General features: G+C 68.1%; 25 protein-coding genes and 1 tRNA gene. 13 read left to right on the top strand and 13 right to left on the bottom strand.

The annotated features are described in order from the left end of the window. Positions 1 to 33 precede the first annotated feature (33 nt). Positions 34 to 717: an isochorismatase family protein gene (locus tag ACTJLF_RS06690; RefSeq protein WP_440882838.1), complete on the bottom strand. Its 684-nt coding sequence runs from the start codon at positions 715 to 717 to the stop codon at positions 34 to 36. A 205-nt stretch (positions 718 to 922) separates the two neighbouring features. Between ACTJLF_RS06690 and ACTJLF_RS06685 the strand changes: the two genes are divergently transcribed. Genes ACTJLF_RS06685 through ACTJLF_RS06670 form a run of 4 tightly spaced genes read left to right on the top strand, consistent with a single transcriptional unit; the run spans position 923 to position 4343 of the window. Continuing rightward, on the top strand, positions 923 to 2143 hold the full coding sequence (locus ACTJLF_RS06685; RefSeq protein ID WP_440882720.1) for a helix-turn-helix domain-containing protein: 1221 nt from the start codon (positions 923 to 925) through the stop codon (positions 2141 to 2143). A 49-nt stretch (positions 2144 to 2192) separates the two neighbouring features. After that, positions 2193 to 2867, top strand: coding sequence for a Vgb family protein (locus tag ACTJLF_RS06680; RefSeq protein ID WP_019653291.1), 675 nt, complete (start codon positions 2193 to 2195; stop codon positions 2865 to 2867). Positions 2868 to 2888: 21 nt separating this feature from the next. Beyond that, positions 2889 to 3674 (top strand): DUF899 domain-containing protein, encoded by a 786-nt coding sequence (locus ACTJLF_RS06675; protein ID WP_440882719.1) that lies wholly within the window; start codon positions 2889 to 2891, stop codon positions 3672 to 3674. Between the two features lie 42 nt (positions 3675 to 3716). Beyond that, a complete protein-coding gene (locus tag ACTJLF_RS06670; protein WP_440882718.1) occupies positions 3717 to 4343 on the top strand; it encodes a hypothetical protein in 627 nt (208 codons plus the stop codon). On the opposite strand, the gene ACTJLF_RS06665 is transcribed toward ACTJLF_RS06670, so the two are convergent. Next, entirely contained in the window at positions 4300 to 5202 is a 903-nt protein-coding gene (locus ACTJLF_RS06665) for a LysR family transcriptional regulator (protein WP_440882717.1), read from the bottom strand. The two genes, ACTJLF_RS06670 and ACTJLF_RS06665, sit on opposite strands and share 44 nt — an antisense overlap. A gap of 75 nt (positions 5203 to 5277) precedes the next feature. On the opposite strand from ACTJLF_RS06665, the gene ACTJLF_RS06660 reads away from it, so the two are divergent. The 7 genes from ACTJLF_RS06660 (at position 5278) to ACTJLF_RS06630 (ending at position 11453) form a co-directional block, all read left to right on the top strand. Continuing rightward, on the top strand, positions 5278 to 6147 hold the full coding sequence (locus ACTJLF_RS06660) for an HpcH/HpaI aldolase/citrate lyase family protein (protein WP_440882716.1): 870 nt from the start codon (positions 5278 to 5280) through the stop codon (positions 6145 to 6147). Positions 6148 to 6231: 84 nt separating this feature from the next. Then, positions 6232 to 7212 carry a tripartite tricarboxylate transporter substrate binding protein gene (locus tag ACTJLF_RS06655; RefSeq protein ID WP_019653296.1) on the top strand — a complete coding sequence of 327 codons (981 nt, stop codon included), beginning with the start codon at positions 6232 to 6234 and terminating at the stop codon, positions 7210 to 7212. Positions 7213 to 7250: 38 nt separating this feature from the next. Then, complete coding sequence (locus ACTJLF_RS06650; RefSeq protein ID WP_132750653.1) at positions 7251 to 8432, top strand: CoA transferase; 1182 nt, start codon at positions 7251 to 7253, stop codon at positions 8430 to 8432. A 3-nt stretch (positions 8433 to 8435) separates the two neighbouring features. Beyond that, positions 8436 to 9311: an amidohydrolase family protein gene (locus tag ACTJLF_RS06645; protein WP_440882715.1), complete on the top strand. Its 876-nt coding sequence runs from the start codon at positions 8436 to 8438 to the stop codon at positions 9309 to 9311. Next, positions 9308 to 10300 carry a Bug family tripartite tricarboxylate transporter substrate binding protein gene (locus tag ACTJLF_RS06640; RefSeq protein WP_440882714.1) on the top strand — a complete coding sequence of 331 codons (993 nt, stop codon included), beginning with the start codon at positions 9308 to 9310 and terminating at the stop codon, positions 10298 to 10300. Before ACTJLF_RS06645 ends, ACTJLF_RS06640 begins: the two co-directional genes overlap by 4 nt. A 150-nt stretch (positions 10301 to 10450) precedes the next feature. Then, entirely contained in the window at positions 10451 to 11020 is a 570-nt protein-coding gene (locus ACTJLF_RS06635; protein WP_126184433.1) for a thioredoxin family protein, read from the top strand. A gap of 301 nt (positions 11021 to 11321) precedes the next feature. Beyond that, positions 11322 to 11453 carry a hypothetical protein gene (locus ACTJLF_RS06630; protein WP_020722977.1) on the top strand — a complete coding sequence of 44 codons (132 nt, stop codon included), beginning with the start codon at positions 11322 to 11324 and terminating at the stop codon, positions 11451 to 11453. A 19-nt stretch (positions 11454 to 11472) separates the two neighbouring features. Here ACTJLF_RS06630 and ACTJLF_RS06625 read toward each other — a convergent pair whose 3' ends face one another. Together ACTJLF_RS06625 and ACTJLF_RS06620 are read right to left on the bottom strand one after the other, a co-directional pair. Continuing rightward, a complete protein-coding gene (locus ACTJLF_RS06625; RefSeq protein WP_126184434.1) occupies positions 11473 to 11730 on the bottom strand; it encodes a putative hemolysin in 258 nt (85 codons plus the stop codon). Between the two features lie 29 nt (positions 11731 to 11759). Then, complete coding sequence (locus ACTJLF_RS06620; RefSeq protein ID WP_019653303.1) at positions 11760 to 12503, bottom strand: response regulator; 744 nt, start codon at positions 12501 to 12503, stop codon at positions 11760 to 11762. 244 nt (positions 12504 to 12747) lie between these two features. Between ACTJLF_RS06620 and ACTJLF_RS06615 the strand changes: the two genes are divergently transcribed. Both ACTJLF_RS06615 and ACTJLF_RS06610 read left to right on the top strand, forming a co-directional pair. After that, positions 12748 to 14136, top strand: a complete 1389-nt coding sequence (locus ACTJLF_RS06615; RefSeq protein WP_440882713.1) for an ATP-binding protein — start codon at positions 12748 to 12750, stop codon at positions 14134 to 14136. A gap of 151 nt (positions 14137 to 14287) precedes the next feature. After that, complete coding sequence (locus ACTJLF_RS06610) at positions 14288 to 16081, top strand: cytochrome c biogenesis protein DipZ (protein ID WP_440882712.1); 1794 nt, start codon at positions 14288 to 14290, stop codon at positions 16079 to 16081. Positions 16082 to 16288: 207 nt separating this feature from the next. Here ACTJLF_RS06610 and ACTJLF_RS06605 read toward each other — a convergent pair whose 3' ends face one another. The 9 genes from ACTJLF_RS06605 to infC form a co-directional block, all read right to left on the bottom strand. Then, positions 16289 to 16555 (bottom strand): hypothetical protein, encoded by a 267-nt coding sequence (locus ACTJLF_RS06605; protein WP_019653306.1) that lies wholly within the window; start codon positions 16553 to 16555, stop codon positions 16289 to 16291. 322 nt (positions 16556 to 16877) lie between these two features. Beyond that, positions 16878 to 16954: transfer RNA gene (locus ACTJLF_RS06600), tRNA-Pro, on the bottom strand. A gap of 26 nt (positions 16955 to 16980) precedes the next feature. After that, positions 16981 to 17439: a MerR family transcriptional regulator gene (locus ACTJLF_RS06595; RefSeq protein ID WP_019653308.1), complete on the bottom strand. Its 459-nt coding sequence runs from the start codon at positions 17437 to 17439 to the stop codon at positions 16981 to 16983. Between the two features lie 65 nt (positions 17440 to 17504). Beyond that, a complete protein-coding gene (locus tag ACTJLF_RS06590; RefSeq protein WP_019653309.1) occupies positions 17505 to 17876 on the bottom strand; it encodes an integration host factor subunit alpha in 372 nt (123 codons plus the stop codon). Positions 17877 to 17881: 5 nt separating this feature from the next. Continuing rightward, complete coding sequence (gene pheT, locus ACTJLF_RS06585; RefSeq protein WP_354407842.1) at positions 17882 to 20323, bottom strand: phenylalanine--tRNA ligase subunit beta; 2442 nt, start codon at positions 20321 to 20323, stop codon at positions 17882 to 17884. A gap of 39 nt (positions 20324 to 20362) precedes the next feature. Further along, on the bottom strand, positions 20363 to 21439 hold the full coding sequence (gene pheS / locus ACTJLF_RS06580) for a phenylalanine--tRNA ligase subunit alpha (RefSeq protein WP_126184440.1): 1077 nt from the start codon (positions 21437 to 21439) through the stop codon (positions 20363 to 20365). Between the two features lie 113 nt (positions 21440 to 21552). After that, on the bottom strand, positions 21553 to 21912 hold the full coding sequence (gene rplT / locus ACTJLF_RS06575) for a 50S ribosomal protein L20 (RefSeq protein ID WP_007832499.1): 360 nt from the start codon (positions 21910 to 21912) through the stop codon (positions 21553 to 21555). 24 nt (positions 21913 to 21936) lie between these two features. Then, the gene (gene rpmI, locus ACTJLF_RS06570; RefSeq protein ID WP_007832497.1) at positions 21937 to 22140 is read right to left on the bottom strand and encodes a 50S ribosomal protein L35; all 204 of its coding nucleotides are present in this window, start codon (positions 22138 to 22140) and stop codon (positions 21937 to 21939) included. Positions 22141 to 22304: 164 nt separating this feature from the next. Beyond that, positions 22305 to 22931, bottom strand: a complete 627-nt coding sequence (infC, locus tag ACTJLF_RS06565; protein WP_080647805.1) for a translation initiation factor IF-3 — start codon at positions 22929 to 22931, stop codon at positions 22305 to 22307. Position 22932 lies beyond the last annotated feature (1 nt).

Genomic DNA, 22932 nt, shown 5'->3' with positions numbered 1-22932 from the left:
CCCACGGGTGCTTCAGAGGCTGTGCATTTTCCGTCAGGCGACCGGCAGGGCCAGGATCTGCGCGGTGGTCAGCACGTCGCCGAAGGTGTCCTCGATCTCCGCCAGCGCCGCGCGGTGCAGGCTGTCGTGCGACACGACGTCGCCGTTCTCGCGGCGGACCGCGCGGGTGGCCGTGGCATCGGAAGACACCACCACGTCGAAGCCCTGCGGCCCGGCGTCGCGCGCCGCCCCGGCCACGCAGGCATGGGTCATGAGGCCGGCGATCACGAGCGTCTGCACACCGGCCGAACGCAGCTGCTGCGCGATGTCGGTGCTCGCGAAGACGCTGACGGTCGTCTTCTGCACGACCTTGTCGCGCGGGCGGGGCTGCATGTCGGGATGGAACCTGACGGTACTGCCGTCCCTGGCGAAGGTGGCGGCTCCTTCGGGTGCAATGTGCTGGACCTGGAAGACCGGCATTGCGTGCCGATCGGCCCAAGCCAGCAGCCGCCTCGTCTGGGCCGCCGCACTCGCGCCGTCGGCAATCGGCATCCGGCCGGTGAAGTATTCGTTCTGGAAGTCGATCACCAGCAACGCCGTAGCGCTGCGACGCAGCTGTTGCACCGGCTTTGCGCCCGACATGGCGCGGATGGAGGGTGTGGGCAATCCCGTCGCTGCTGCTGCGGCCGAGGAGGTGCCGACAATGCCGGCCGCGTACGGTGCGACGAGCGCGCCCATGAGTCCGCGGCGGGAGAGTCCTGATGAGAAAGACATGCTTGCTGTTCCTGTAGATCCATCGAAAGTGATGGAGGAAAGTCTAGGAACGGCCCTCCTTCGCGCCTAGGCTCGCGCGGCGACAAGTGTTGTGCGGGCTGCGCACGGCGCCCCTCGACTTTCAGGGCGGCGCTGGCCCTGCAGGCCGCCATCAAGATAATCCGCCTCCATGGACTCCCTCATCGCCGCCTCCGCCCGCGCCCTTGCCGCCGGCGATGCACTCGGCGCCCTCAAGCGGGTCGCCCTGCGCGACGACCCGCCGGCGCTGGCGCTGCGCGGCATCGCGATGGCGCAGCTCGGCGAGCATCCGCGGGCGCGCGAGCTGCTGCGGCGTGCCGCGCGGGGCTTCGGTGCGCATGAGGAGCTCTCGCGCGCGCGCTGCATCGTCGCCGAGGCCGAAGTCGCGCTGGCGATGCGCGATCTCGGCGGATCGACGCGCTCGCTGACGCATGCCGCCGCCGCGCTGGAGGCCCACGACGACCACGCCAACGCGGTGCAGGCCCGGCTGATCGCGGCGCGCCGGATGCTGCTGCTGGGCCGGCTCGAAGACGCGGAAGAGGCCCTCGCGCATCTCGACACGCGCGGCCTGCCGCCGACGCTGGCGGCCGTGGCCGAACTGGCTGCGGCCGAGCTGTCGCTTCGCTCCCTGCGCGTTGTGCCGGCGAAGTCAGCACTGGGCCGTGCGCACGAAGCCGCGGTTCGCGCGCGCGTGCCCGCCCTGCTCGCCGAAGTTACGGAGGCGAAAGCCGCCTTCGACCGCCCCGCCGCCCGGCGGATCGGCTCGGACGGCGAACAGCCGCTGCGCCTGGACGAGGTCGCTGCCCTCCTCGCCTCCGACACGCTGGTGGTCGATGCCTGCCGCCGCGGCCTTGGCGCCGGCGATGCCTGGCGGCCGCTGGCACGGCGGCCGGTGCTGTTCTCGCTGGCACGCTCGCTGGCCGAGGCATGGCCGAGCGATGTCGATCGCGAAGCGCTGATCGAAAGCGCCTTCCGCACCCGCCACCCCGACGAGACGCACCGCGCGCGGCTGCGCGTGGAGATCGGCCGGCTGCGCGCGCTCGTCTCCGCGATGGCGGGCATCGAGGCCACGCCGCGCGGGTTCGTGCTCAGGCCGCACGGCGGACGCGGCGTGGCCGTGCTGGCGCCGCCCATCGATGGCGAGCAGGCCTCGCTGGTGGCGCTGCTGTCCGATGGCGCCGCATGGTCCACCTCGGCGCTCGCGCTCGCACTGGGGGCCAGCCAGCGCACGGTGCAGCGCGCGCTGGTCGAACTGGAGGCGCAGGGCCGCGTGCGTTCCATCGGCAAGGCGCGGTCGCAGAAGTGGCTCGCGCCGCCGCTGGCCGGATTCACGACGATCTTGTTACTCCCCGCCGCGCTGCCCATTGAATAGAGTTGCTTCCAGGCGCCTGTTTCGGGGCGCTTCATACAAGGAGCCGACGATGAGCAGCAAGACAGGCAAGAGCAATCCCACGGTACGCGCCGCCGAGATCGTGCGCGAATACGGCCCGTTCGGCGGTGCCGGCCAGGTCCACGGCGTGACGCACGACGGCCGCCGCGTCTGGGCCGCCACCGGCGCGAAGCTGGTGGCCTTCGACCCTTCCAGCGGCGAAACCAGCCAGACGCTCGACGTCGCCTGCGACGCCGGCACCGCCTTCGACGGCAAGTACCTCTACCAGATCGCCGAATCGCGCATCGACAAGATCGACCCGGCCACCGGCAAGGTGCTGGCATCGATTCCCGCGCCGGGCAACGGCTACGACTCGGGCCTGACCTGGGCCGAAGGCAGCCTGTGGGTGGGCCAGTACCGCGACCGCAAGATCCACCAGGTCGACCCCGAGACCGGCGCCGTGGTGCGCACCATCGAGTCGAACCGCTTCGTCACCGGCGTGACCTGGGTCGAAGGCGAGCTCTGGCACGGCACCTGGGAAGCGGAAGAAAGCGACATCCGCCGCATCGACCCGCAGACCGGCGCCGTGCTGGAGCGGCTCGAAATGCCGCGCGGCGCGGGCGTGAGCGGGCTGGAGTCCGACGGCGCCGATCTCTTCTACGCAGGCGGCGGCGCGAGCGGCAAGGTCCGCGCGGTGCGCCGGCCCCATTCCAGCCAACGGCAGTAAGCAGCGATCCAGGAGGCCAGCATGAACACCACGACCATCGAGAGACCCGAAACGACGAACCACCGCGTCGTCTCCAGCGAGCAGTGGCTCGCCGAGCGCAAGGCATTCCTGGCGCGCGAGAAGGAGCTCACGCACCTGCGCGACCAGATCGCACGCGAGCGCCGCTCGCTGCCATGGGAGCGCGTGCAGAAGAACTACGTCTTCGACACGCCCGAGGACAGACGCACGCTGGCCGAACTCTTCAAGGGACGCAGCCAGCTGCTGGTGCAGCACTTCATGCTCGGGCCCGACTGGGAGCAAGGCTGCCAGAGCTGCTCCTTCATGGCCGACCACACCGACGGCATGAACGTGCACCTCGCGCACCGCGACATCACGCTGGTGGCCGTCTCGCGAGCGCCGCTCGCACGCATCATGCAGTTCCGCGAGCGCATGGGCTGGCGCTTCGACTGGGTGTCGTCGAACGGCAGCGACTTCAACCTCGACTTCCACGTCAGCTTCACGCCCGAGGAACTGGCCACCGGCGAGGTCTACTACAACTACGGCAAGCTGCCCTTCCCGCACGACGAGGCGCCCGGCATCAGCGCGTTCTACAGGAACGAAGCCGGCGAGGTGTTCCACACCTATTCGACCTACGGCCGCGGCGTGGAAGTGATGATGGGTGCCTACAACCTGATGGACCTCATGCCCAAGGGCCGCGACGAGCGCGAGGCGCCCTACAAGATGGAATGGGTGCGCCACCACGACCGCTACGAGCAGCAGGCTGAAGCCCCCGCCATCGGCGCGTGCTGCTGCGACAAGCGCGCCTGAGACGCGACCGGCGACAGCTTCGAGGCGTGAAGGCGACGCATCATGGCAAGCCTCTGGCCATGGCTCGCGGTCGCGGGGGTCGGCGCGCTGCATGGCCTGAACCCGGCCACCGGATGGGCCTTCGCGGCCGCTCTGGGAGTCGGTTCGCGCGGTCGGTCGCGGGTGCTGCGGGCGCTGGTGCCGATCGCCGTCGGACATGCTGCGTCCGTCGCGCTGGTGGCTGCCGCGGTCCTGTTCGCTCCATCGATGGATCGCATCGTCCTGCAGTGGGCAGCAGGGGCGATGCTCGTCGCCGTTGTCGCGCATCACCTGTGTCGCGGCCGGAAGGCCGGCCATGCCGGGCTCGCACTCTGGTCCTTCATGATGTCCACCGCCCACGGCGCCGGACTGATGCTGGTGCCGGCGCTGATCCCGCTGTGCATGAGCGAAGCGCCGGCGGCCCGGGAGATCACCGCGTCAGGCTCGCTGGCGCTGGCCTTCGCGGCTGTGGCGGTGCACATGGTGGCGATGCTGGCGGTCACCGGTGCGGCAGCAGTCGGGGCGAGCCGCGGCTTCGACGTCGCGGCCGGGCTGCTCAGGCGACGGCCGCGTACGCGGATGCCAGGAGACACGGCGAGCGCCGACGCTAGCGCTTGCGGGAACCGCCGCCCTCGCCCTTTGCAGCAGTGACCAGCGCCGCGCTCTCCACGAAGCCTTGGATCAGCCTCAGCCGCGGCGATGACCGCATCCACAGGATCCCGAAGCGCCGCGTCTCCGAAGGCAGCGGCAATGGGATCTTCACGATGCGCTGCCCGTCGAGCAGCGGCGAGGCGATGTCGGGCACGACCGACACGCCCAGGCCCCGGTCGACCATCATCGCGATCGCCAGCAGCGAGCTGAGCTCGAAGCGCTCCTGCGGCACGATGCCGGCGGCCCGCAGGTAGCGGTCGGCCTGCTTGCCGCCGCCGAGGTTGCGGTCGTAGCGGATCAGCGGCGAAGTGCGCAGCAGCTCGTGCGGATCGCGCCGCGCGAGGCGGCTGGGTGCGAGCAGCACCAGCGGCTCCTCGCGCAGCAGCGCCCAGTCGAAGGTCTTGGCGAGGGCGAACGGCGGATACAGGCACACGGCCGCGTCGAGTTCGCCCTGCTGCATCGCCTTGTAGAGCGCGGCGGTGGTGCCCGACTGCAGGAACACCTTGGCGCCCGGATGCGTCTTCACGAAGCGCGCGAGGATGTCCGGCAGCAGGCTGTGCATGGCCGTGTTGATGGTGCCGACGACCAGCTCGCCGCCCGCCGCCTCGCTGCCCACCAGCGCCTTGATGTCGCTCACCTCGCGCAGCAGCGTGCGCGCCCGCTGCACCAGCCGGTGCCCGGCCTCGGTGGGCTGCACCGTGCGCCCGGCGCGCGCGAGCAGCGGCGCGTTGAGCTCGCGCTCCAGCGCGCGGATCTGCTGCGCCACCGCGCCGGGCGTCAGGTCGAGCCGGCGCGCGGCCTCGGACATCGAGCCCGACTCCACCACCAGAAGAAAGCTTTGCAGGTAGGCCGTTTCCATGAAGATAGATTTTCTACGATGTGATCGCAGCAAACAGCTGTTTTTCTCTTCTCATGAACTGCCGACACTGCCCTCATGAGAAGCAAACTCTTCGTTCCCGGCACCCGCCCCGAGCTGTTCGCCAAGGCGCTCGCCGGCGAGGCGGACGCCATCAGCCTCGACCTCGAAGACGCCGTGTCCGAGCCGCGCAAGGACGAGGCGCGCGAGACCGTGCGCAGGTTCCTCGAAGCCGGCGAGGCCGCCTCGTCGCGCAAGACGCTGATCGTGCGCGTCAACGCCATGGACACGCCGCACTTCGAAAAAGACATCGCGGCGGTCGCGCGCACCGGTGTGCACCTGATCAACCTGCCCAAGCCGCAGAGCCCCGCGCACGTGCGCACGGCGGCCGACGCCATCGAGCGCGCGGAGCGGGCCAACGGCGTGCAGGCGCCCATCGGCCTGCTGCTGAACATCGAGACGCCCGCCGCCCTGCGCATGGCCGCCGAGCTCGCAGTGGCGCATCCCCGCGTGGCAGGCCTGCAGCTGGGGCTGGGCGACCTGTTCGAGCCGCTGGGCATCGCCCGCCGCGAGCCTTCGGCGATCCGCCATGCGATGTTCGCGGTGCGCATCGCGGCCGGCGAGGCGGGCCTGTATGCCTACGACAGCGCCTTCGCCGACATCCGCGACGCCGAGGGCTTCAAAGCCGAGGCCAAGCTGGCGCGCGACCTCGGCTTCCTCGGCAAGACCTGCATCCACCCGAGCCAGATCGCCATCGCCAACGAGGTGTTCCGCCCGACCGACGAGGAGATCGCCCATGCCCGCAAGGTGGTCGAGGCGGCGCGCGAGGCCGATGCCAGGGGCGTCGGCGCCTATGTGGTCGACGGAAAGATGATCGACATCCCCTTCGTGATCCGCGCGCGCGCCATCGTCGAGAGCGCACGCAGCCTGGGGCTGCTTCCGAGTTGAGCCTGGGGCTGCTTCCAGGCTGAGCCAGGGCCTGCTTCCAGGCCGACCTGCCTTCCATCAATAAAAGAAACCGGAGACAAGAAAATGCATTTCCCATCCTTCCTTCGCCCGCGAGCGCTCGCCGTCGTCGCGATTGCCGCATTCGCCGGCGCCGCGTTCGCCCAGGGCGGCTATCCCAACAAGACCATCACCATCGTCGTGCCCTACCCGGCCGGCGGCTCGAACGACACCTTCGCGCGGCAGGTGGCGAAGGAGCTGGGCGACCAGCTCAAGCAGCCGGTCATCATCGACAACCGCCCCGGTGCGAGCGGCAACACGGGCACGGGCCAGGTGGCCAAGGCAGCGCCCGACGGCTACACGCTGGTGGCGGTGTCCTCGAGCATGACGACCAACGCGGCGGTGCAGTCGAAGCTGCCCTTCGACCCGGTCAAGGGCCTGGCGCCGGTGGCGATGTTCGCCAAGGGGCCGTTCATCGTCGCGGTCAACAACGAGTTCCCGGCCAGGACGCCGGCCGAGCTGATCGCCGCCATCAAGGCGAAGCCGGGCCAGTACAACTACGCCTCTTCCGGCTCGGGCAGCGTCAACCAGTTCGGCACCGAGCTGCTCAAGGCCAAGGTGGGCGACCTGCAGATAGCGCACATCCCGTACAAGGGCATGGGCCCGGCGGTGACCGACCTTGTCGGCAACCAGACGCAGCTGCTGATCTCCAGCGGCCCCTCGCTGCTGCCGATGGTGCGCGCCGGCAAGCTGCGCGCGGTCGGCATCACCAGCCTGAAGCCGAGCCCCATCGCACCCGACCTCACGCCGATCTCCACCGCCGTGCCCGGCTACGAGTTCGAGCTCTGGTGGGGCCTGCTGGCGCCTGCGGGCACGCCGCCGGACGTGGTCGCCAAGCTGAACGGCGCCGTCAACCAGATCCTGGCCAAGCCCGAGATCAGCGCCAGCTTCCTGCGCGAAGGCGCCATCGCCACGCCGCTCACGCCCGCGCAGTTCGGCGCCGTCATTGCCGATGACGTCGAGCGCTGGAAGAAGCTGGCCAAGCAACAGAACATCACCGCCGACTGAACGTCATCGCCGATACAGGCAAGAAAGAGAAAGAGCCCATGAGCATCACCGCCCCCGACGACACGCGCCTGCCCGAACGCCGGGGCCCCGCCGGCCCGCTCAGCGGCCTGCGCGTGCTCGACCTGAGCGCCTACATCGCGGGCCCGTACGGCTGCTCGCTGCTGGCCGACCAGGGTGCGGAGGTCATCAAGATCGAGCCGCCCGCCGGCGACAACCTGCGCAAGTACCCCTCGACGCTGGAAGCCGAGAGCCGCGCCTTCATCGGCGTGAACCGCAGCAAGCTGGGCGCTGTGCTCGACCTCAAGAACCCCGAGGACCTGGCTGCGCTGATGGAGCTGGTGCGCGGCGCCGACGTGCTGGTGCACAACTTCAGGCCCAGCGTGCCGCCGCGGCTGGGCATCGCCTACGAGCAGCTGAAGGCGGTGAACCCGCGGCTCATCTACTGCGCGGTCACCGGCTACGGCGAGACCGGTCCGCTGCGCGAGAAGGCCGGCTACGACCAGGTGCTGCAGACCATGACCGGCATGTGCGCGCTGCAGGGCAAGCGCGGCGAGCCGCCCGAGATCATCTACGGCTCGGTGGTCGACTACTACGCCGCGGCGCTGGTGGCCGCGGGCGTCGCCTCGGCGCTGTACGAGCGCGAGAAGAGCGGCGAGGGCCAGTTCGTGGGCGTGTCGCTGCTGCGCTCGGCGCTCACGATGCAGTCGGCGCGCATGGTGTGGGCCGAGGGCGAGCCGAAGGACGTGGGGCGCGACATGCGCTCCGGCGGCATAACCGGCATCCACCCCACGCGCGAGGGGCACATCTACATCTCGGCCAACACGCCGCACTTCTGGCAGGCGCTGTGCGCCAAGGTCGGACTGGCCGAGCTGGCAGCCGACGAGCGCTACGACTCGGTGCGCAAGCGCGCGCAGCACGCGGCCGAGATCGTGCCGAAGCTGCGCGCCGCGCTGGCCGGGCGCACCGCGCTCGAGTGGGAAGAGATCTTCGGCGAGGAAGTGCCCTGCTCCGCCGCGCGCACCGTGGAAGACATGTTCGACAACGAGCAGGTGCTGGCCGAGGACATGGTCGCGAACATCACGCACCCCACGCTGGGCTCGTATCGCGGCTTCACCCGCCCGGTGCGCTTCGGCCGCACGCCCGGGCCCGAGCCCTTCGCGGCGCCGACGCTGGGGCAGCACACGGCCGCCGTGCTGGCCAAGCGACGCGCAGGCGACTGAGCCATGGCCGACGAGATCGCAGTGCCTCACAGCGCCGGCACGCGCAAGCCGCTCACCGCGGCGCCCGAAGGCGCATGCGACGCGCACATCCACGTGTACGACCGCCGTTTTCCGATGCACGGCTCGCCCGACGCGATGCTCGACGACGCCACCGCCGGCGACTACCGCCTGCTGCAGCAGCGCACCGGCACGCAGCGCACGGTGGTCGTGCAGCCTCGTGTGCACGGCACCGACAACAGCGTGACGCTCGATGCCATCCAGGCGCTGGGTGCAGATCGCACGCGCGGCGTGGCGGTGGTGCGTCCCGAGGTGAGCGATGCCGAGCTGGGGCAGCTGCACGAGGGCGGAATCCGGGGCATCCGCTTCACGCTGTACACATCGGCGAACGCGGCAACGGACTTCTCGATGGTCGAGCCGCTGGCCCGTCGCGTTCACGAACTCGGCTGGCATGTGCAATTGCACTGGAGCGCCGACCAGATCGCCGCGCACTCGGCGCTGCTCGATCGCCTGCCCTGCACGGTGGTGTTCGACCATCTGGCGCGGCTGCCGCAGCCCGACGGGCCATCGCACTCCGCGTACCGCGTGGTGAGCCGGCTGCTCGACAAAGGCCGCACCTGGATCAAGCTTTCGGGCGCGTATCTCGACTCCGCGGTCGGCGCCGAAGGCGGCTACGCAGACACCGTCGACGTCGCCCGGGCCTGGGCGACGCAGGCCCCCGAGCGGGTCGTATGGGGCAGCGACTGGCCGCACCCCACCGAACGCACGGCCAAGCCCGACGACGCGCAGCTCTTCGACCTGCTGGGCCGATGGGTGCCCGACGAGGCCGCGCGCCGCCGCGTACTGGTCGACAACCCCGCGCAGCTCTACGACTTTCAATGACCCACAAGACCCGAGACATCGAGATGAAGAAGCGACTCCTCCTGAAATCCATCGCCACGCTCACCGCCTGCGCCGTTCCCCTGCTGGGCTGGGCCGCCTGGCCCGACAAGCCGATCCGCATGGTGGTGCCCTACGCAGCAGGCGGCGGCGCCGACAACACGGCGCGCATCGTCGCGCAGCAGATGAGTGCCGCGCTGGGCCAGCAGATCGTGATCGACAACAAGCCGGGCGCCGGCGGCGTGATCGGTGCCGACAACGTCGCCAAGGCAGCGGCCGACGGCTACACCGTGCTCTACGACGCCTCGGCGTTCTCGGTGAATCCATCGCTGCGCAAGCTGCCGTTCGATGCGGCGAAAGACTTCATCCCGGTGTCGCTGGTGGCCACGGCGCCCCAGATCCTCGTGGTGCCCGCGACCGCCCCTTACAAGACCGTGCCGGAGTTCATCGACTACGCACGCAAGAACCCGGGCAGGCTGAGCTTCGCGTCGGCGGGCGGCGGAACCGGCTCGCACCTGGCGGGCGAGGCGCTGAACGAGCAGGCGAAGATCAACCTCATGCACGTGCCCTACAAGGGCGGCGCACCGGCGCTGACCGACGTGATGGGCGAGCAGGTGTCGGCCTACTTCGGCAACGTGGCCTCGACGCTGAGCTATGTGAAGAGCGGCAAGCTGCGCGCGCTGGGCGTGAGCTCCAGCAAGCGCGTGCCGGGGCTGCCCGATGTGCCGACGCTCGCCGAGTCGGGCCTGCCGGGCTACAACGTGGTCGAGTGGAACGGCGTGTTCCTGCCCAAGGGCACGCCGGCCGATATCGTGCAGAAGCTGGGCAAGGCGGTGCAGGCCGCGGTCAACGATCCTGCCGTTCGGCAGAAGCTGCTGCAACTGGGCCTGGAGCCGGCCGGAACCACGCCGGAGGCTTTCGCGAAGTTCGTGCAGCAAGAGACTTCGCGGGTGAGCGCGCTGGTGCGCTCGCGCAACATCCGGGTCGATTGACCCTCGCATCTGGCGAGGTGTGAAACGTAGTGTGCGGCCTGCACCCGGCAGATACAGAGGCATACGCAATCCGCTCCACGCACGGGCGGCCCGGCGAAGAATCGGCTTCGTTCATAGACGAACGTCCGTCACTCTTCCGAAGGAACCGCCATGCGCTTTCGCTCTTCCGCCCTCTACTTCGCAGTCGCCATCGCCGCCTCGGCGGCCGCGCTCACGCTGACCTTCGCCGCGCCCTCGCCGTTCGGCGGTGACATCCCTGCTTCGGAAGCCGTCGCGGCGCCCGAATTCCAGAACATCGACACCTGGCTCAACTCGCAGCCGCTCAAGCTGAGCGAACTGCGCGGCAAGGTGGTGCTGGTCGACTTCTGGACCTACACCTGCATCAACTGCCTGAACCACCTTCCCTACGTGAAGGACTGGAACCAGAAGTACAAGGACAAGGGCCTGGTGGTGGTCGGCGTGCACACGCCGGAGTTCGCGTTCGAGAAGTCGACGAAGAACGTGAAGGACGCCATCGAGCGTCTGCAGATCAAGCACGCCGTGGCGCAGGACAACGGCTACGGCACCTGGAAGGCATTCCGGAACCAGTACTGGCCCGCCGTGTACCTGATCGACAAGCAGGGGAAGATCGTCTACTCGCACTTCGGCGAGGGCAGCTACGGCACGACCGAGAAGAAGATCCAGGCGCTGCTGGCCGAGCCTTCGCCTTCGGGTACCTGAAGCGGTTGTCGCCCAGGGCGCGATCACGCCGACGGGGTACCTTGCTCCGCGAATGTCCCCCGGCCTTCGGCCTCCTCCTTTATTTCGCTGCGCAAGGCACTCCATCGTCGTGATCACTCAGAGCACCGGTTCATCAGCCCTCACAGGCGCTGCGTCCACGTGCACAGGGTGTCGGGTGCTCCCCGCAGCGAAACAAAGGAGGAGGGCCGCAGGCCCGGGGGACATTCGCGGAGGGGAGTACCCGGCGGCCTGTGCGCGCACCCCGGACACGAACACCCACGAACCGCAGGAAGCAAAACAAATGAAGAAACTCTGGCTCGCCCTGCTCTTCTTCGCAGGCGGCGTCGCACATGAAGTACGCAACCCCGTGAGCTGCCAGTGCATCTCGTCCAGGCGCGAAGACGGCCAGCGCCTGCGCTCGCCCGAACCGTAGAAGCGAGGCTGCTACAGCGCTACTTCGCCGGATGATCGCGGCGGTAGAGCTCCCATTCCTCGATCTGCCGACCATCCGGAAGCTGGCAGATGCCGTACTGCCCCTTGTCGTTCGACCGCATGAGCGTCTTGCCCCCGAGGCTGTTGCAGTAGACCGAAGCCGGATTCGCCATGCCGACCGGCGGCGGCGCGGGCCGGGGCGGCTCAGGCTGGGCACACGCAGTAACCAGTAGAAGCGAGAGAAGCGCGCCCGCCGGGAAGAACAGTGGCTTGATCATTCCGCGAGTGTAGGCCCGCGGCCCCAGACTCAATCCAGCGCCTCGACGGCCGACGAGAAGACGTAGCCCTCGCTGCGCACCGTCTTGATGTAGCGCGGCTCGCGCGCATCGTCGCGCAGGCGCTGGCGCAGGCGGCTCACCAGCAGGTCGATGGAGCGCTCGAAGAGCTCGGCCTCGCGGCCCTGGGTGAGGCTCAGCAGCTGGTCGCGGCTCAGCACCTTCTGGGGATGGTCGAGGAACACCATCAGCAGCCGGTACTCCGCGCCGCTGAGAGCCACCATCACGCCGCTGTCGTCGATCAGGTTGCGCGCGGTGGTGTCGACCTGCCAGTCGCCGAAGGCCAGCTTCGAGGCCGACTCCGTGGAGCGCATGTTCGGCGGCAGCATGCGCGTGCGGCGCAGCACCGAGCGGATGCGCGCCAGCAGCTCGCGTGCGGAGAAGGGCTTGGCCAGGTAGTCGTCGGCGCCCATCTCCAGGCCCAGGATGCGGTCCGCCTCCTCGCTGCGCGCGGTGAGCATGAGGATGGGCGTCGCCTTGTATTTTCCCGTGCGCAGGTCGCGGCACAGCGTGAGACCGTCTTCGCCGGGCAGCATCAGGTCGAGGATGATGAGATCGAAGGGCCCCGACTCCTCCAGCGCCGCGCGCATGTGCCGCCCCGTGGGCACCGTCACCACGCGCAGGCCGTTCTTGACCAGGTAGGTGGAGAGCAGTTCGCGGATCTCCCGGTCGTCGTCGACGATGAGGATGTGGTCGGAGCTCTTGGCAATGTTCATGGCTGTGCTGTGATTCGCCTCTGGCGCGAGGGGTAGGCGCAATGTAGCCCGGGCGGGGGCCGGATCGGGCCGTTTTGTATTTCCGTGTATCTCGCGGACACGGCGGCCACACTATGTTGCCTGGCGCGCGCCGGGACGGCAGGCCGGGGTGAACGGGTAATGTTGTATGTCGGCCCGCGCTGCCCAACACACTGGAATACAAAGCGGGCCGCTCCAGGGCGCAGGCGGGTCTATAAACCTGCCCATGCCTACATCCGCCGACAGCCTTCCCGCCGACATCGCCCCGTACTCCCCCGCGCCCACGGGCCTGCGCCGTCTGCTTCCGCGCTCGCTGTTCTCGCGGGTGACGCTGATCATCGTCGTCGGGCTGGCCATCGCGCAGCTGCTGACCTTCATCGCCATCGGCTACGAGCGCGGCATCGCGATGCGCGAGCTGATGATGATCGGCATCGAACGCGACATCGCCAGCTCGGTCGCCATCCTCGACCGGCTGCCCGCCGCCGAGCGCGAAGACTGGCTCGCGCGGCTGGAACGGCGCAACTACCATTTCGTGCTGGGCGGCAGCGCCGAAGGCATACCGCCCGACACGCCGCTGTCGCAGCAGTTCGCCAAGGCCATCACCGACGCGATGCGCCCCTTCGATATCGTCAAGGTCGGCCAGGTGAGCAATCCGCCGCAGGGCCTGCAGATCCAGGTGCGGCTGTCCGACGGCTCTTCGGTGGTGGTGCATGCGCGGCGGGTGGACATGCCGGTCTCGAGCTGGGTGATGTGGCTGCTGTGGGTGCAGCTGCTGGTGCTGGCAGTGTGCGCCTGGTATGCGGTGCGGCTGGTCACGCGGCCGCTGGCGCAGCTGGCCGACGCGGCCGACGACCTCGGCCCCGATCTGAAGGGCCGGCAGCTGGCCGAGGAAGGCCCGACCGAGGTGCAGCACGCGGCGCGCGCCTTCAACGCGATGCAGAAGCGCATCGCCGGCTACATGGCCGAGCGGGTGGAGATCCTCGCGGCCATCTCGCACGACCTGCAGACCCCCATCACCCGCATGCGGCTGCGCACCGATCTGATGGACGACGGCCATGACCGCGACAAGTTCCGCCAGGACCTCGACGCGATGCACACGCTCGTGCGCGAGGGCGTGACTTACGCGCGCACACTGCATGGCGCCACCGAGCCGCCTCGCCGCATCGACGCCGACGCGCTGTTCGAGAGCATGGTGGCCGACTACGAGGACGCGGGCCAGCAGGTGCTGCTCGAAGGCCGCGTCGGCGAGCCCATGGTGACGCGGCCGAACGCGCTGAGGCGCATCCTGACCAACCTGATCGACAACGCGCTGAAGTTCGGCACCGAAGTGCGGCTGCAGGTGCAGGTGCAGGCCGACGCCGGCCACCGGCTGACCCTGGCGGTGGTCGACAACGGCCCCGGCATTCCGCCAGACCAGCTGGAGAACGTGCTCAAACCCTTCTACCGCGTCGAGGGCTCGCGCAACCGCAACACCGGCGGCACCGGCCTCGGCCTGGCCATCGCGCAGCAACTGGCCACAGCGATGGGCGCGGAGCTCACGCTGCGAAACCGTGACGGAGGCGGGCTCGAAGCCCGGCTGACCATGAACACCCGCGACGCGCCGCACGAGGACTGAGCCGCCGCGCGGCCAGCGCCATCCACACCAGCACCGACAGGGATGCGGCTCGCCGGGCGAGACCGCGAGGGCTCCGCTCGCCCTGCATTCCGCTGCCTTGGCTTGCCTTCGCTTTCATTCACCCACAACATCACACCGACCGGACCCGACAATGCTCCTCCTCATCGTTGCCTACCTGGGTGGCGTCCTCACCATCCTGAGCCCGTGCATCCTGCCCGTGCTCCCCTTCGTGTTCGCACGCGCCGACCGGCCTTTCCGCTCGCACGGCCTGCCGATGCTGCTGGGCATGGCCCTGGCGTTCTCAGCCGTCGCCACGCTGGCGGCGGTGGGCGGCGGCTGGGTCGTGACGCTCAACGAGTACGGGCGCGGCGCGGCGATCGCGCTGCTGGCGCTGTTCGGCGTGACGCTGCTCTTTCCTTCGGTGGCCGACCGCCTGACCCGCCCTCTGGTGGCGCTCGGGCTGCGGCTGTCCGGTCCGGCGGCGGACGCGAAGGCGTCGTCGGTGCTCTCGCCGCTGCTGCTGGGCATCGGCACCGGATTCCTCTGGGCGCCCTGCGCAGGCCCGATCCTCGGGCTGATCCTGACGGGTGCCGCGCTCAACGGTGCGAGCGTGGGCACTTCGCTGCTGCTGCTGGCCTATGCGGCGGGTGCGTGCACGTCGCTCGCGGCTGCGCTGCTCTTCGGCGGGCGGGTGTTCTCGGCGATGAAGGGCTCGCTGCACGCGGGTGAATGGATGCGGCGCGTGGCCGGTGTGGCGGTGCTCGCGGGGGTGGGTGCGATCGCGTCGGGGCTGGACACGGGGCTGCTCGCCCAGCTCTCGATCGGCACGACCTCGGCGCTGGAGAAGGCGCTGGTGGAGAAGATCGACATGCCGATGCCATCGCAGCAGCCTTCGTCCGCGCCGCAGGCCTCCGTCGACCCCGGCGGCCTGATGCTCGCGTCGACGCAGCCCGAGCCGAAGAAGCCTGCGCTGGCGCTGCCCGACGAAGGCAGGCTCCCCTCGCTCGCGGGCGCCACCGAATGGATCAACTCGCCCCCGCTCACGCCCGAGAGCCTGCGCGGCAAGGTGGTGCTGGTCGACTTCTGGACCTACTCCTGCATCAACTGCCTGCGCACCCTGCCCTACGTTCGCGCCTGGGCCGAGAAGTACAAGGACGCGGGCCTCGTGGTGGTGGGCGTGCACACGCCGGAGTTCGCGTTCGAGAAGCAGTCGGCCAACGTGCGCCGGGCGACGAAGGATCTGGATATCGGTTTCCCGGTGGCCGTCGACAGCGACTACGCGATCTGGCGCGCTTTCGGCAACCAGTACTGGCCGGCCTTCTATCTCGTCGATGCGCAGGGGCGCATCAGGCATCACCAGTTCGGCGAGGGGCAGTACGCGAAGTCGGAGCAGGCCATCCAGCAACTGCTGGCGGAGGCCGGACGGCCCGTCGCATCGGCGGGGATGGTCTCGCCCGAGGGCAAGGGCACGCAGGCTGCGGCAGCCGCGGAGCCTGCCCTCTCGGGCGAGACCTACCTAGGCTACGAGCAGGCGCGCAACTTCGCATCGCCCGGCGGCATCTCGAACGACCGCGCGCGGGTCTACGCCGGTGTTTCATCGCTGCGCGCCAACCAATGGACGCTGGCAGGGGAATGGAAGGTGGAAGGCGAGCGCGCAGTGCTGGTGCAGCCCAACGGGCGCATTGCCTATCGCTTCCATGCACGCGACCTGCATCTGGTGCTAGGGCCCGCGGCCGATGGGAAGCCGGTGCGCTTCAGGGTGCGGATCGACGGCGCGCCGCCGCTCGGCGACCATGGCACCGATACCGATGCGCAGGGCAACGGCGTCATCGACGGGCAGCGCCTCTATCAGCTGGTGCGCCAGACGGCGAACGAGAAGGATCGCCTCTTCGAGATCGAATTCCTGGACGCGGGCGCGCAGGCCTACGCGTTCACCTTCGGTTGACCGGCGGTCGCCTACAGATGCTGGGCGACAAGCACCACGGCGCCAGCGACGGAGATCGCGCCGCCGACGAGTTTTCTGAATGCTTTCATGGCGTGCTCCTTGTTCGGGTATCGACACCTGATGGTGCCGCAGAAGGAGCACTTCGTGGGTTGGCAATCCTCATCCGCGGGATAGCCAACTCCAACCCTCGCGCGGCGACGAGTCGGATCAGCCCAACCTTGCCAGGCTTGCCGAAGCCACGTCGAGCGGACCGAGCCTCTCTCGCGCGAACTGGCTGGCCCGCAGCCGCACGCGCTGCAGCGCCGCTTCCAGCGTGGGCTGCTGCATGAAGACCAGTACGCCGTACTTGAGACCGCGCAGGTTCAGTTCGGCAACGCCCGCATAGCGGCCGCTGGTGGTGCGCTTGATATCGATGCGGCTGGACCAGCCATCGGGCAGGTCGACGAGGAGTTGCAGTTGCTGTGCGGCATTCATGTTGGGCGCGAAGGATAGGCGCGAAGGCACAGCAAACAAAGGAACTAATTCCGGGGTATCTGCATTTCTTCGGAATCGATGTGCGAGAGCCCCGAAATCGAGAACTCGTCCTCGATGTCTCCCAGATTGGCCGCGATCATCGATTCGCCCGCCTCCCTCCGGCGGGCTCCTCCCTCCGACCCCATGCGAGAACGGGGTCCTTCAGCTCACCCTCGGGTGAGCTTTTTTTTGAGTGCTGAACCGAAGGCACGGCAAGCACCGCGGCCCAAAGAAAAACGGCTTACGCCTTTTGAGCGTAAGCCGTTGTTCCATCTACTGACTTTGGTCGGTGTGAAAGGATTCGAACCTTCGACCCCTTGCACCCCATGCAAGTGCGCTACCAGGCTGCGCCACACACCGAAGCTCTCGATTATAGCCTTGGAAATTCAGCGTCCGACGGTCAGCAGCTCACGAATTTCAAATAGTTCGCGCCGAAGGTGCAGAAGCTGCGACAGATCGGCCGTCTGCACGACCGCAGACGCGGATGAATCCTCGACGATGGCGGCGTCGAATTCCTCTTGGTCGATCTCGATGGCCTCCACGCCTTCGAGCGGCACTTCGCCCGCCTTGCGGCGGTCGCGCTCGCCCTGCACGAGTTCCTGCAGCTTGTTGCGCGCGCCGCTGATCGTGAAGCCCTGGTCGTAGAGCAAGTCACGGATGCGGCGGATCATGAGCACCTCGTGGTGCTGGTAGTAGCGGCGGTTGCCGCGCCGCTTCATCGGGCGCAGCTGCGTGAACTCCTGCTCCCAATAACGCAGCACGTGCGGCTTGACGCCACACAGCTCGCCGACCTCACCGATGGTGAAGTAGCGTTTGACGGGGATCGGAGGGAGCGTTTTCTCCATTGAAATCAAGACTGTGCGCGGGAAACCTCAGAGATTACTCCACGCAGCCGCGCAGCACCAAGCACTTATTCGGAGCCGAGGCTCCATTCGACTTCGGAGGTACTGCCCTGGTCGATGCTTCCGTGGATCTGTTCCTTGAGCTTGGCGCTCGCATGGAAGGTCGCGACGCGCCGCTCGCCGATCGGAATCGCCTCGCCGGTGCGCGGATTGCGCCCCGGCCGGGGCGCCTTCACGCGGATCTGGAAGTTGCCGAAGCCCGAGATCTTCACGTCCGTGCCTTCGATGAGGCTGTTGGCCACGAGCTCGAAGAAGGCCTCGACCATGTCCTTGGACTCACGCTTGTTCAGGCCGATCTGCTCGAAGAGCAGGTCGGCGAGATGCGCCTTGGTGAGCGCAGGCGTTTCGAGAGCCTCGAGCGTGAATTCGGCAGCGTTCATTCTCATCATCCCCTCAAGCGGCCGCCGAGTTTGGCGCCCAGTTGTTCGACGATCGCGCGGACGGCCGGCTCGACCTGCTCGTCCGTCAGGGTGGCGCTGTCGCTCTGGAAGCTCAGGCGCACTGCCATGCTCTTCTCGCCCTGCGCCAGCGCACCCGGCGCAGCCACCGCACCCTCGCGCAGCGGCTGCGGACGATAGATGTCGAACAGCGTCGCGTCGCGCAGCAGGCCCTTGGCCGCCGCAGTGGAGCGGATGGTCTGCATCAGTGCGTCGTGCGTGACGGCCTCGGCCACCACGACCGCGATGTCGCGCTCGACAGCCTGATGCTTGGGCACCGGCTGCGCCACCGGCACGAGGCGCGCAGTGACGGCGTCGAGATCGAGTTCGAACAGCACGGGCGCCTGCGAGAAGTCCCACTTCTGGCGCCAGCGCGGGTGCAGCTCGCCGACGAAGCCGATGGCCTTGCCGTCGACCAGCACCCGCGCCGAGCGGCCCGGGTGCAGCGCCGGATGCTCGGCCGCCTCGAAGACGGGCTGCAGCGGCGCGAGCAGTGCCTCGACATCGCCCTTCACGTCGTAGAAATCGATGCGTTGCGGCTTGCCGTCCCAGCGCGCCTCGTCGGCATCGCCCCAGGCGAGGCCCGCCACGCGCATCGGCTGGTTCACGCCGCGCACGGTGCTGTCGGTCGTGACGACGCTGTCGTCGCGCATGAACACGCGGCCGAGCTCGAACACGCGAACGCGCGGCGCCTTGCGGTCGAGGTTGAACTTGAGCACCTGCAGCAGCGACCCCATCAGCGAGGAGCGCATCACGCTCATCTGGCTGGCGATGGGATTCAGCAGCTTCACCGGGTTGGCGTTGCCAGCCAGGTCCTGCTCCCAGTGCGCCTCGACGAAGCTGAAGTTGATCGTTTCCTGGTAGCCCAGCGCGGCGATGCTGCGGCGAACCGCGAAGCGGCTGCGTTGCGCCTCGGGACGCACGCGCGCGGTGATGGGCGCGAGCGGCGCGGTGGTCGGCAGGTTGTTGAAGCCGATCAGGCGCGCGACTTCCTCGATCAGGTCTTCCTCGATCAGCAGGTCGAAGCGGTGCGGCGGCGGGGTCACGGTCAGCGTGCCATCGCCCTCGGTGATCGCGAAACCGAGGCGGCTCAGCGCTTCGGCGCACTGGGCCTGCGTCAGCGGCATGCCGATCACGCGCGATGCACGCGCCACGCGCAGCGTGACGGGCACGGCCTCGGGCACGCTCAGCGTCTGGTCGTCCATACGGCCGGCCTGGCCACCGCAGATCTCGGTGATCAGCTGAGTGATGCGCTCGATGATCTGGACGGTGCGGCTCGGATCGACGCCGCGCTCGTAGCGGTGGCCGGCGTCGGTCGAGAAGTTGAATCGGCGCGAACGGCCCTGCACGGCTTCGGGCCACCAGAAGGCAGCTTCAACGTAGATGTTGCGCGTGTCGTCGGACACAGAGGTGGCGTCGCCGCCCATGATGCCGGCGAGCGACTCGACCTCGCGATCGTCGGCGATCACGCCGACCTTGTCGTCGACGGTGATCGTGTTGCCATTGAGAAGCTTCAGCTGCTCGCCCGGCTTGCCCCAGCGCACCGTGAGGCCGCCATGGATCTTGTCGAGGTCGAAGATGTGGCTGGGCTGGCCGTACTCGAACATCACGTAGTTCGAGATGTCGACCAGCGGCGTCACGCTGCGCTGGCCGCAGCGCGCTAGGCGCTCGACCATCCAGGCGGGCGTCGCGACCTTGGTGTTCACGCCGCGCATGATGCGGCCCGAGAAGCGGCCGCAGAGCTCGGGCGCCTCGACCTTCACCGGCAGCACATCGGCGAACGAGGTGGCGACCGGCGCGATGTCGGGCGTCTTGAGCGGCGCGCCCGTGAGCGCGGACAGTTCGCGCGCCACGCCGTAGACGCTGAGGCCGTGCGCCAGGTTGGGCGTGAGCTTCAGCGTGAGCAGCATGTCGTCGAGCTTGAGCACCTCGCGCACGTCGGCGCCGATGGGCGCATCGGCGTCGAGCTCGAGCAGGCCGCCGTGGTCTTCGCTCAGCTGCAGTTCGCGCGCCGAGCACAGCATGCCCTGGCTTTCCACGCCACGCAGCTTGCCGAGCTTGATGAGGAAGGGCTTGCCGTCCTCACCCGGGGGCAGTTCGGCGCCGACCAGCGCGCACGGCACCTTGATGCCGACGCGCGCATTCGGCGCGCCGCAAACGATGTTCAGCAAAGCGCCCTGCCCCGCATCGACCTGGCACACGCGCAGGCGATCGGCATTCGGGTGCTGCACCGCTTCCTTGATTTCGCCGACCACGATGCGCGTGAAAGGCGGCGCCACCGGTCGGCGCTCTTCCACCTCGAAACCGCCCATGGTGAGCGTTTCGGCCAGTGCGGCGCTGTCGATGGGCGGGTTGCAGAACTCGCGCAGCCAGGATTCCGGGAATTGCATCTCTTCGATCTCGATCTGGTTTTTTCTGTGATTGGGTGCTTACTGGAACTGCGAGAGAAAACGCAGGTCGCCGTCGAAGAAGAGGCGCAGGTCGTTCACGCCGTAGCGCAGCATCGTGAGCCGGTCGGGGCCCATGCCGAAGGCGAAGCCGATGTAGCGCTCGGGGTCGAGGCCCATGTTGCGCACCACGTTCGGGTGCACCTGGCCCGAACCCGACACCTCGAGCCAGCGGCCGGCCAGCGGGCCGCTCGCGAACTGGATGTCGATCTCGGCGCTCGGCTCGGTGAACGGGAAGAAGCTCGGGCGGAAGCGCAGCACGAGGTCGTCGCGCTCGAAGAAGGTGCGGCAGAAGTCGGTGAAGACGACCTTCAGGTCCTTGAAGCTCACGTTCTCGCCGAGCCACAGGCCTTCGCACTGGTGGAACATCGGCGAATGGGTGGCGTCGCTGTCGACGCGGTAGGTGCGGCCGGGGGCGATCACGCGGATCTCGGGCGCCTTCAAGGTGCCTGTGGTGTCGGCAGCGGCAGCAGCGAACTCGGCTGCGTACTTCTTGATGTGCTGATGCGCATAGCGCACCTGCATCGGGCTGGTGTGCGGGCGCAGGTTGTAGGGGATGCCGTCGTCGCCATTCAGGTCGACGTAGAAGGTGTCCTGCATCGAGCGCGCAGGATGGTTCGGCGGGTTGTTGAGCGAGGTGAAGCTGTGCCAGTCGCTCTCGATCTCGGGGCCGTCGGCCACGTCGAAGCCCATGCTGGAGAAGATCTCCTCGATGCGCTCCAGGGTGCGGCTCACGGGGTGCAGTCCGCCCGAAATACGACGGCGGCCGGGCAGGGTCACGTCCAGGGACTCGGCACGCAGTTGCAGCGAAAGCTCCTCGTCGGCCAGTTGCTGGCGACGGTCGGTCAGCGCGGCTTCGATGGCTTGCTTGGCGACGTTGATGGCGGCGCCGCGGGACTTCTTCTCTTCGACACTCAGCGCGGCCATGCCCTTCATCAGCTCGGTGATGCGGCCCGACTTGCCGAGGAACTGGGCCTTGGCGTTTTCGAGCTCGGCGGGTGTCTTCGCTTCGGCGAAGGCGGCACGTGCGGTGTCGACCAGGGAGTCCAACTCGTTCATAGCAACAAAAATCTTCGAGGGGAAATAAAAAAGAGCTGGAGCCTTTTCAAGCGCCAGCCCTTGAGCCGTGGGCGCAGGAAGCCGCCCTGGAGCGGCACTCCTGCTGTGCAGAATCAAGCAGCCAGCTTGGCCTTGACCTGCTCCACGATGCCGGCAAAAGCGGCCTTGTCGTGCACGGCGATGTCCGCAAGCATCTTGCGGTCGATCTCGATACCGGCCTTGCGGATGCCGTTGGCGAACTGGCTGTAGGTCAGGCCCAGTTCACGCGAGGCGGCGTTGATACGCGCGATCCACAGCTGACGGAACACGCGCTTCTTGGTACGGCGGTCACGGTAGGCGTATTGGCCTGCCTTCATCACCGCCTGTTTGGCGACGCGGAAGACATTGCCGCGGCGACCGCGGAAACCCTTGGCGAGTGCGAGAACTTTCTTGTGGCGGGCGCGAGCCGTTACACCACGTTTGACGCGAGGCATGTGTGTACTCCTTGTTCGTCTGAGTTAGATGCCACGGCCGGGCAGCATGGCGGCGACAGAAACCATGTTGGTTTCATGCACTGCGACTGCACCACGCAGGTGACGCTTGTTCTTGGTGGTCTTCTTGGTCAGGATGTGACGCTTGAAGGCTTGACCGCGCTTGACGGTGCCACCGGGACGAACGCGGAAACGCTTTTTCGCGCTGCTCTTGGTCTTCATTTTGGGCATGTGAATGCTCCTTTAGTTTGTGCTCGTGAGGCGCCATGGATGCTCCACGGACTTGTTGGCCCCGAGACACTTCTTCATCCCGCCCCTGCCTGCATTTCTTTCGAAATGCGGGCAAAGGCGAAATCCCTTCAAAACCTCTCTGCTTCGACTCCAGCCCCGGCCAGTCAGGCCGCTGCGGGAGTCGCCGCCGGAGCGGCACCGGCGTCGGTCGCCGGCTTCTGTCCACCGCCGCCGGGCTTCTTGCGGCCCGGCGCGATCATCATGATCATCTGCCGGCCTTCCAGCTTCGGGAACTGCTCGACGATGATCGAGTCGCCCAACTCGTCGCGGATGCGCTGCAGAAGGGCCAGACCGAGCTCCTGGTGCGTGATCTCGCGGCCGCGGAAGCGCAGCGTGATCTTGCACTTGTCGCCCTCATCAAGGAAGCGCCGGATGTTGCGCATCTTGATGTTGTAGTCGCCATCGTCGGTACCGGGCCGGAACTTGATTTCCTTGACCTCGATGACCTTCTGCTTCGACTTCGCCTCGGCCGCCTTCTTCTGCTCGTGGTACTTGAACTTGCCGTATTCGATCAGGCGGCACACGGGCGGATTGGCCGCGGCGACGACCTCCACCAGGTCCACGTCCTGCTCACCGGCAAGGCGTAGAGCCTCTGCAAGACTCACGACACCCAATTGCTCGTTATCCGGGCCGATCAGGCGGACTTCCGGGGCCATGATTTCCCGGTTCAGGCGGTGTTGGCGTTCCTCGCGGTGGCGGCGGTCGCGGAATGCAGTAGCGATGGTCAGGATC

The organism is Variovorax sp. 22077 (genome assembly GCF_052044195.1).
GTDB lineage: Bacteria > Pseudomonadota > Gammaproteobacteria > Burkholderiales > Burkholderiaceae_C > Variovorax > Variovorax atrisoli.
Note: the sequence above shows the minus strand (reverse complement) of the source record. Positions and strands in the feature narration are given on the sequence as shown.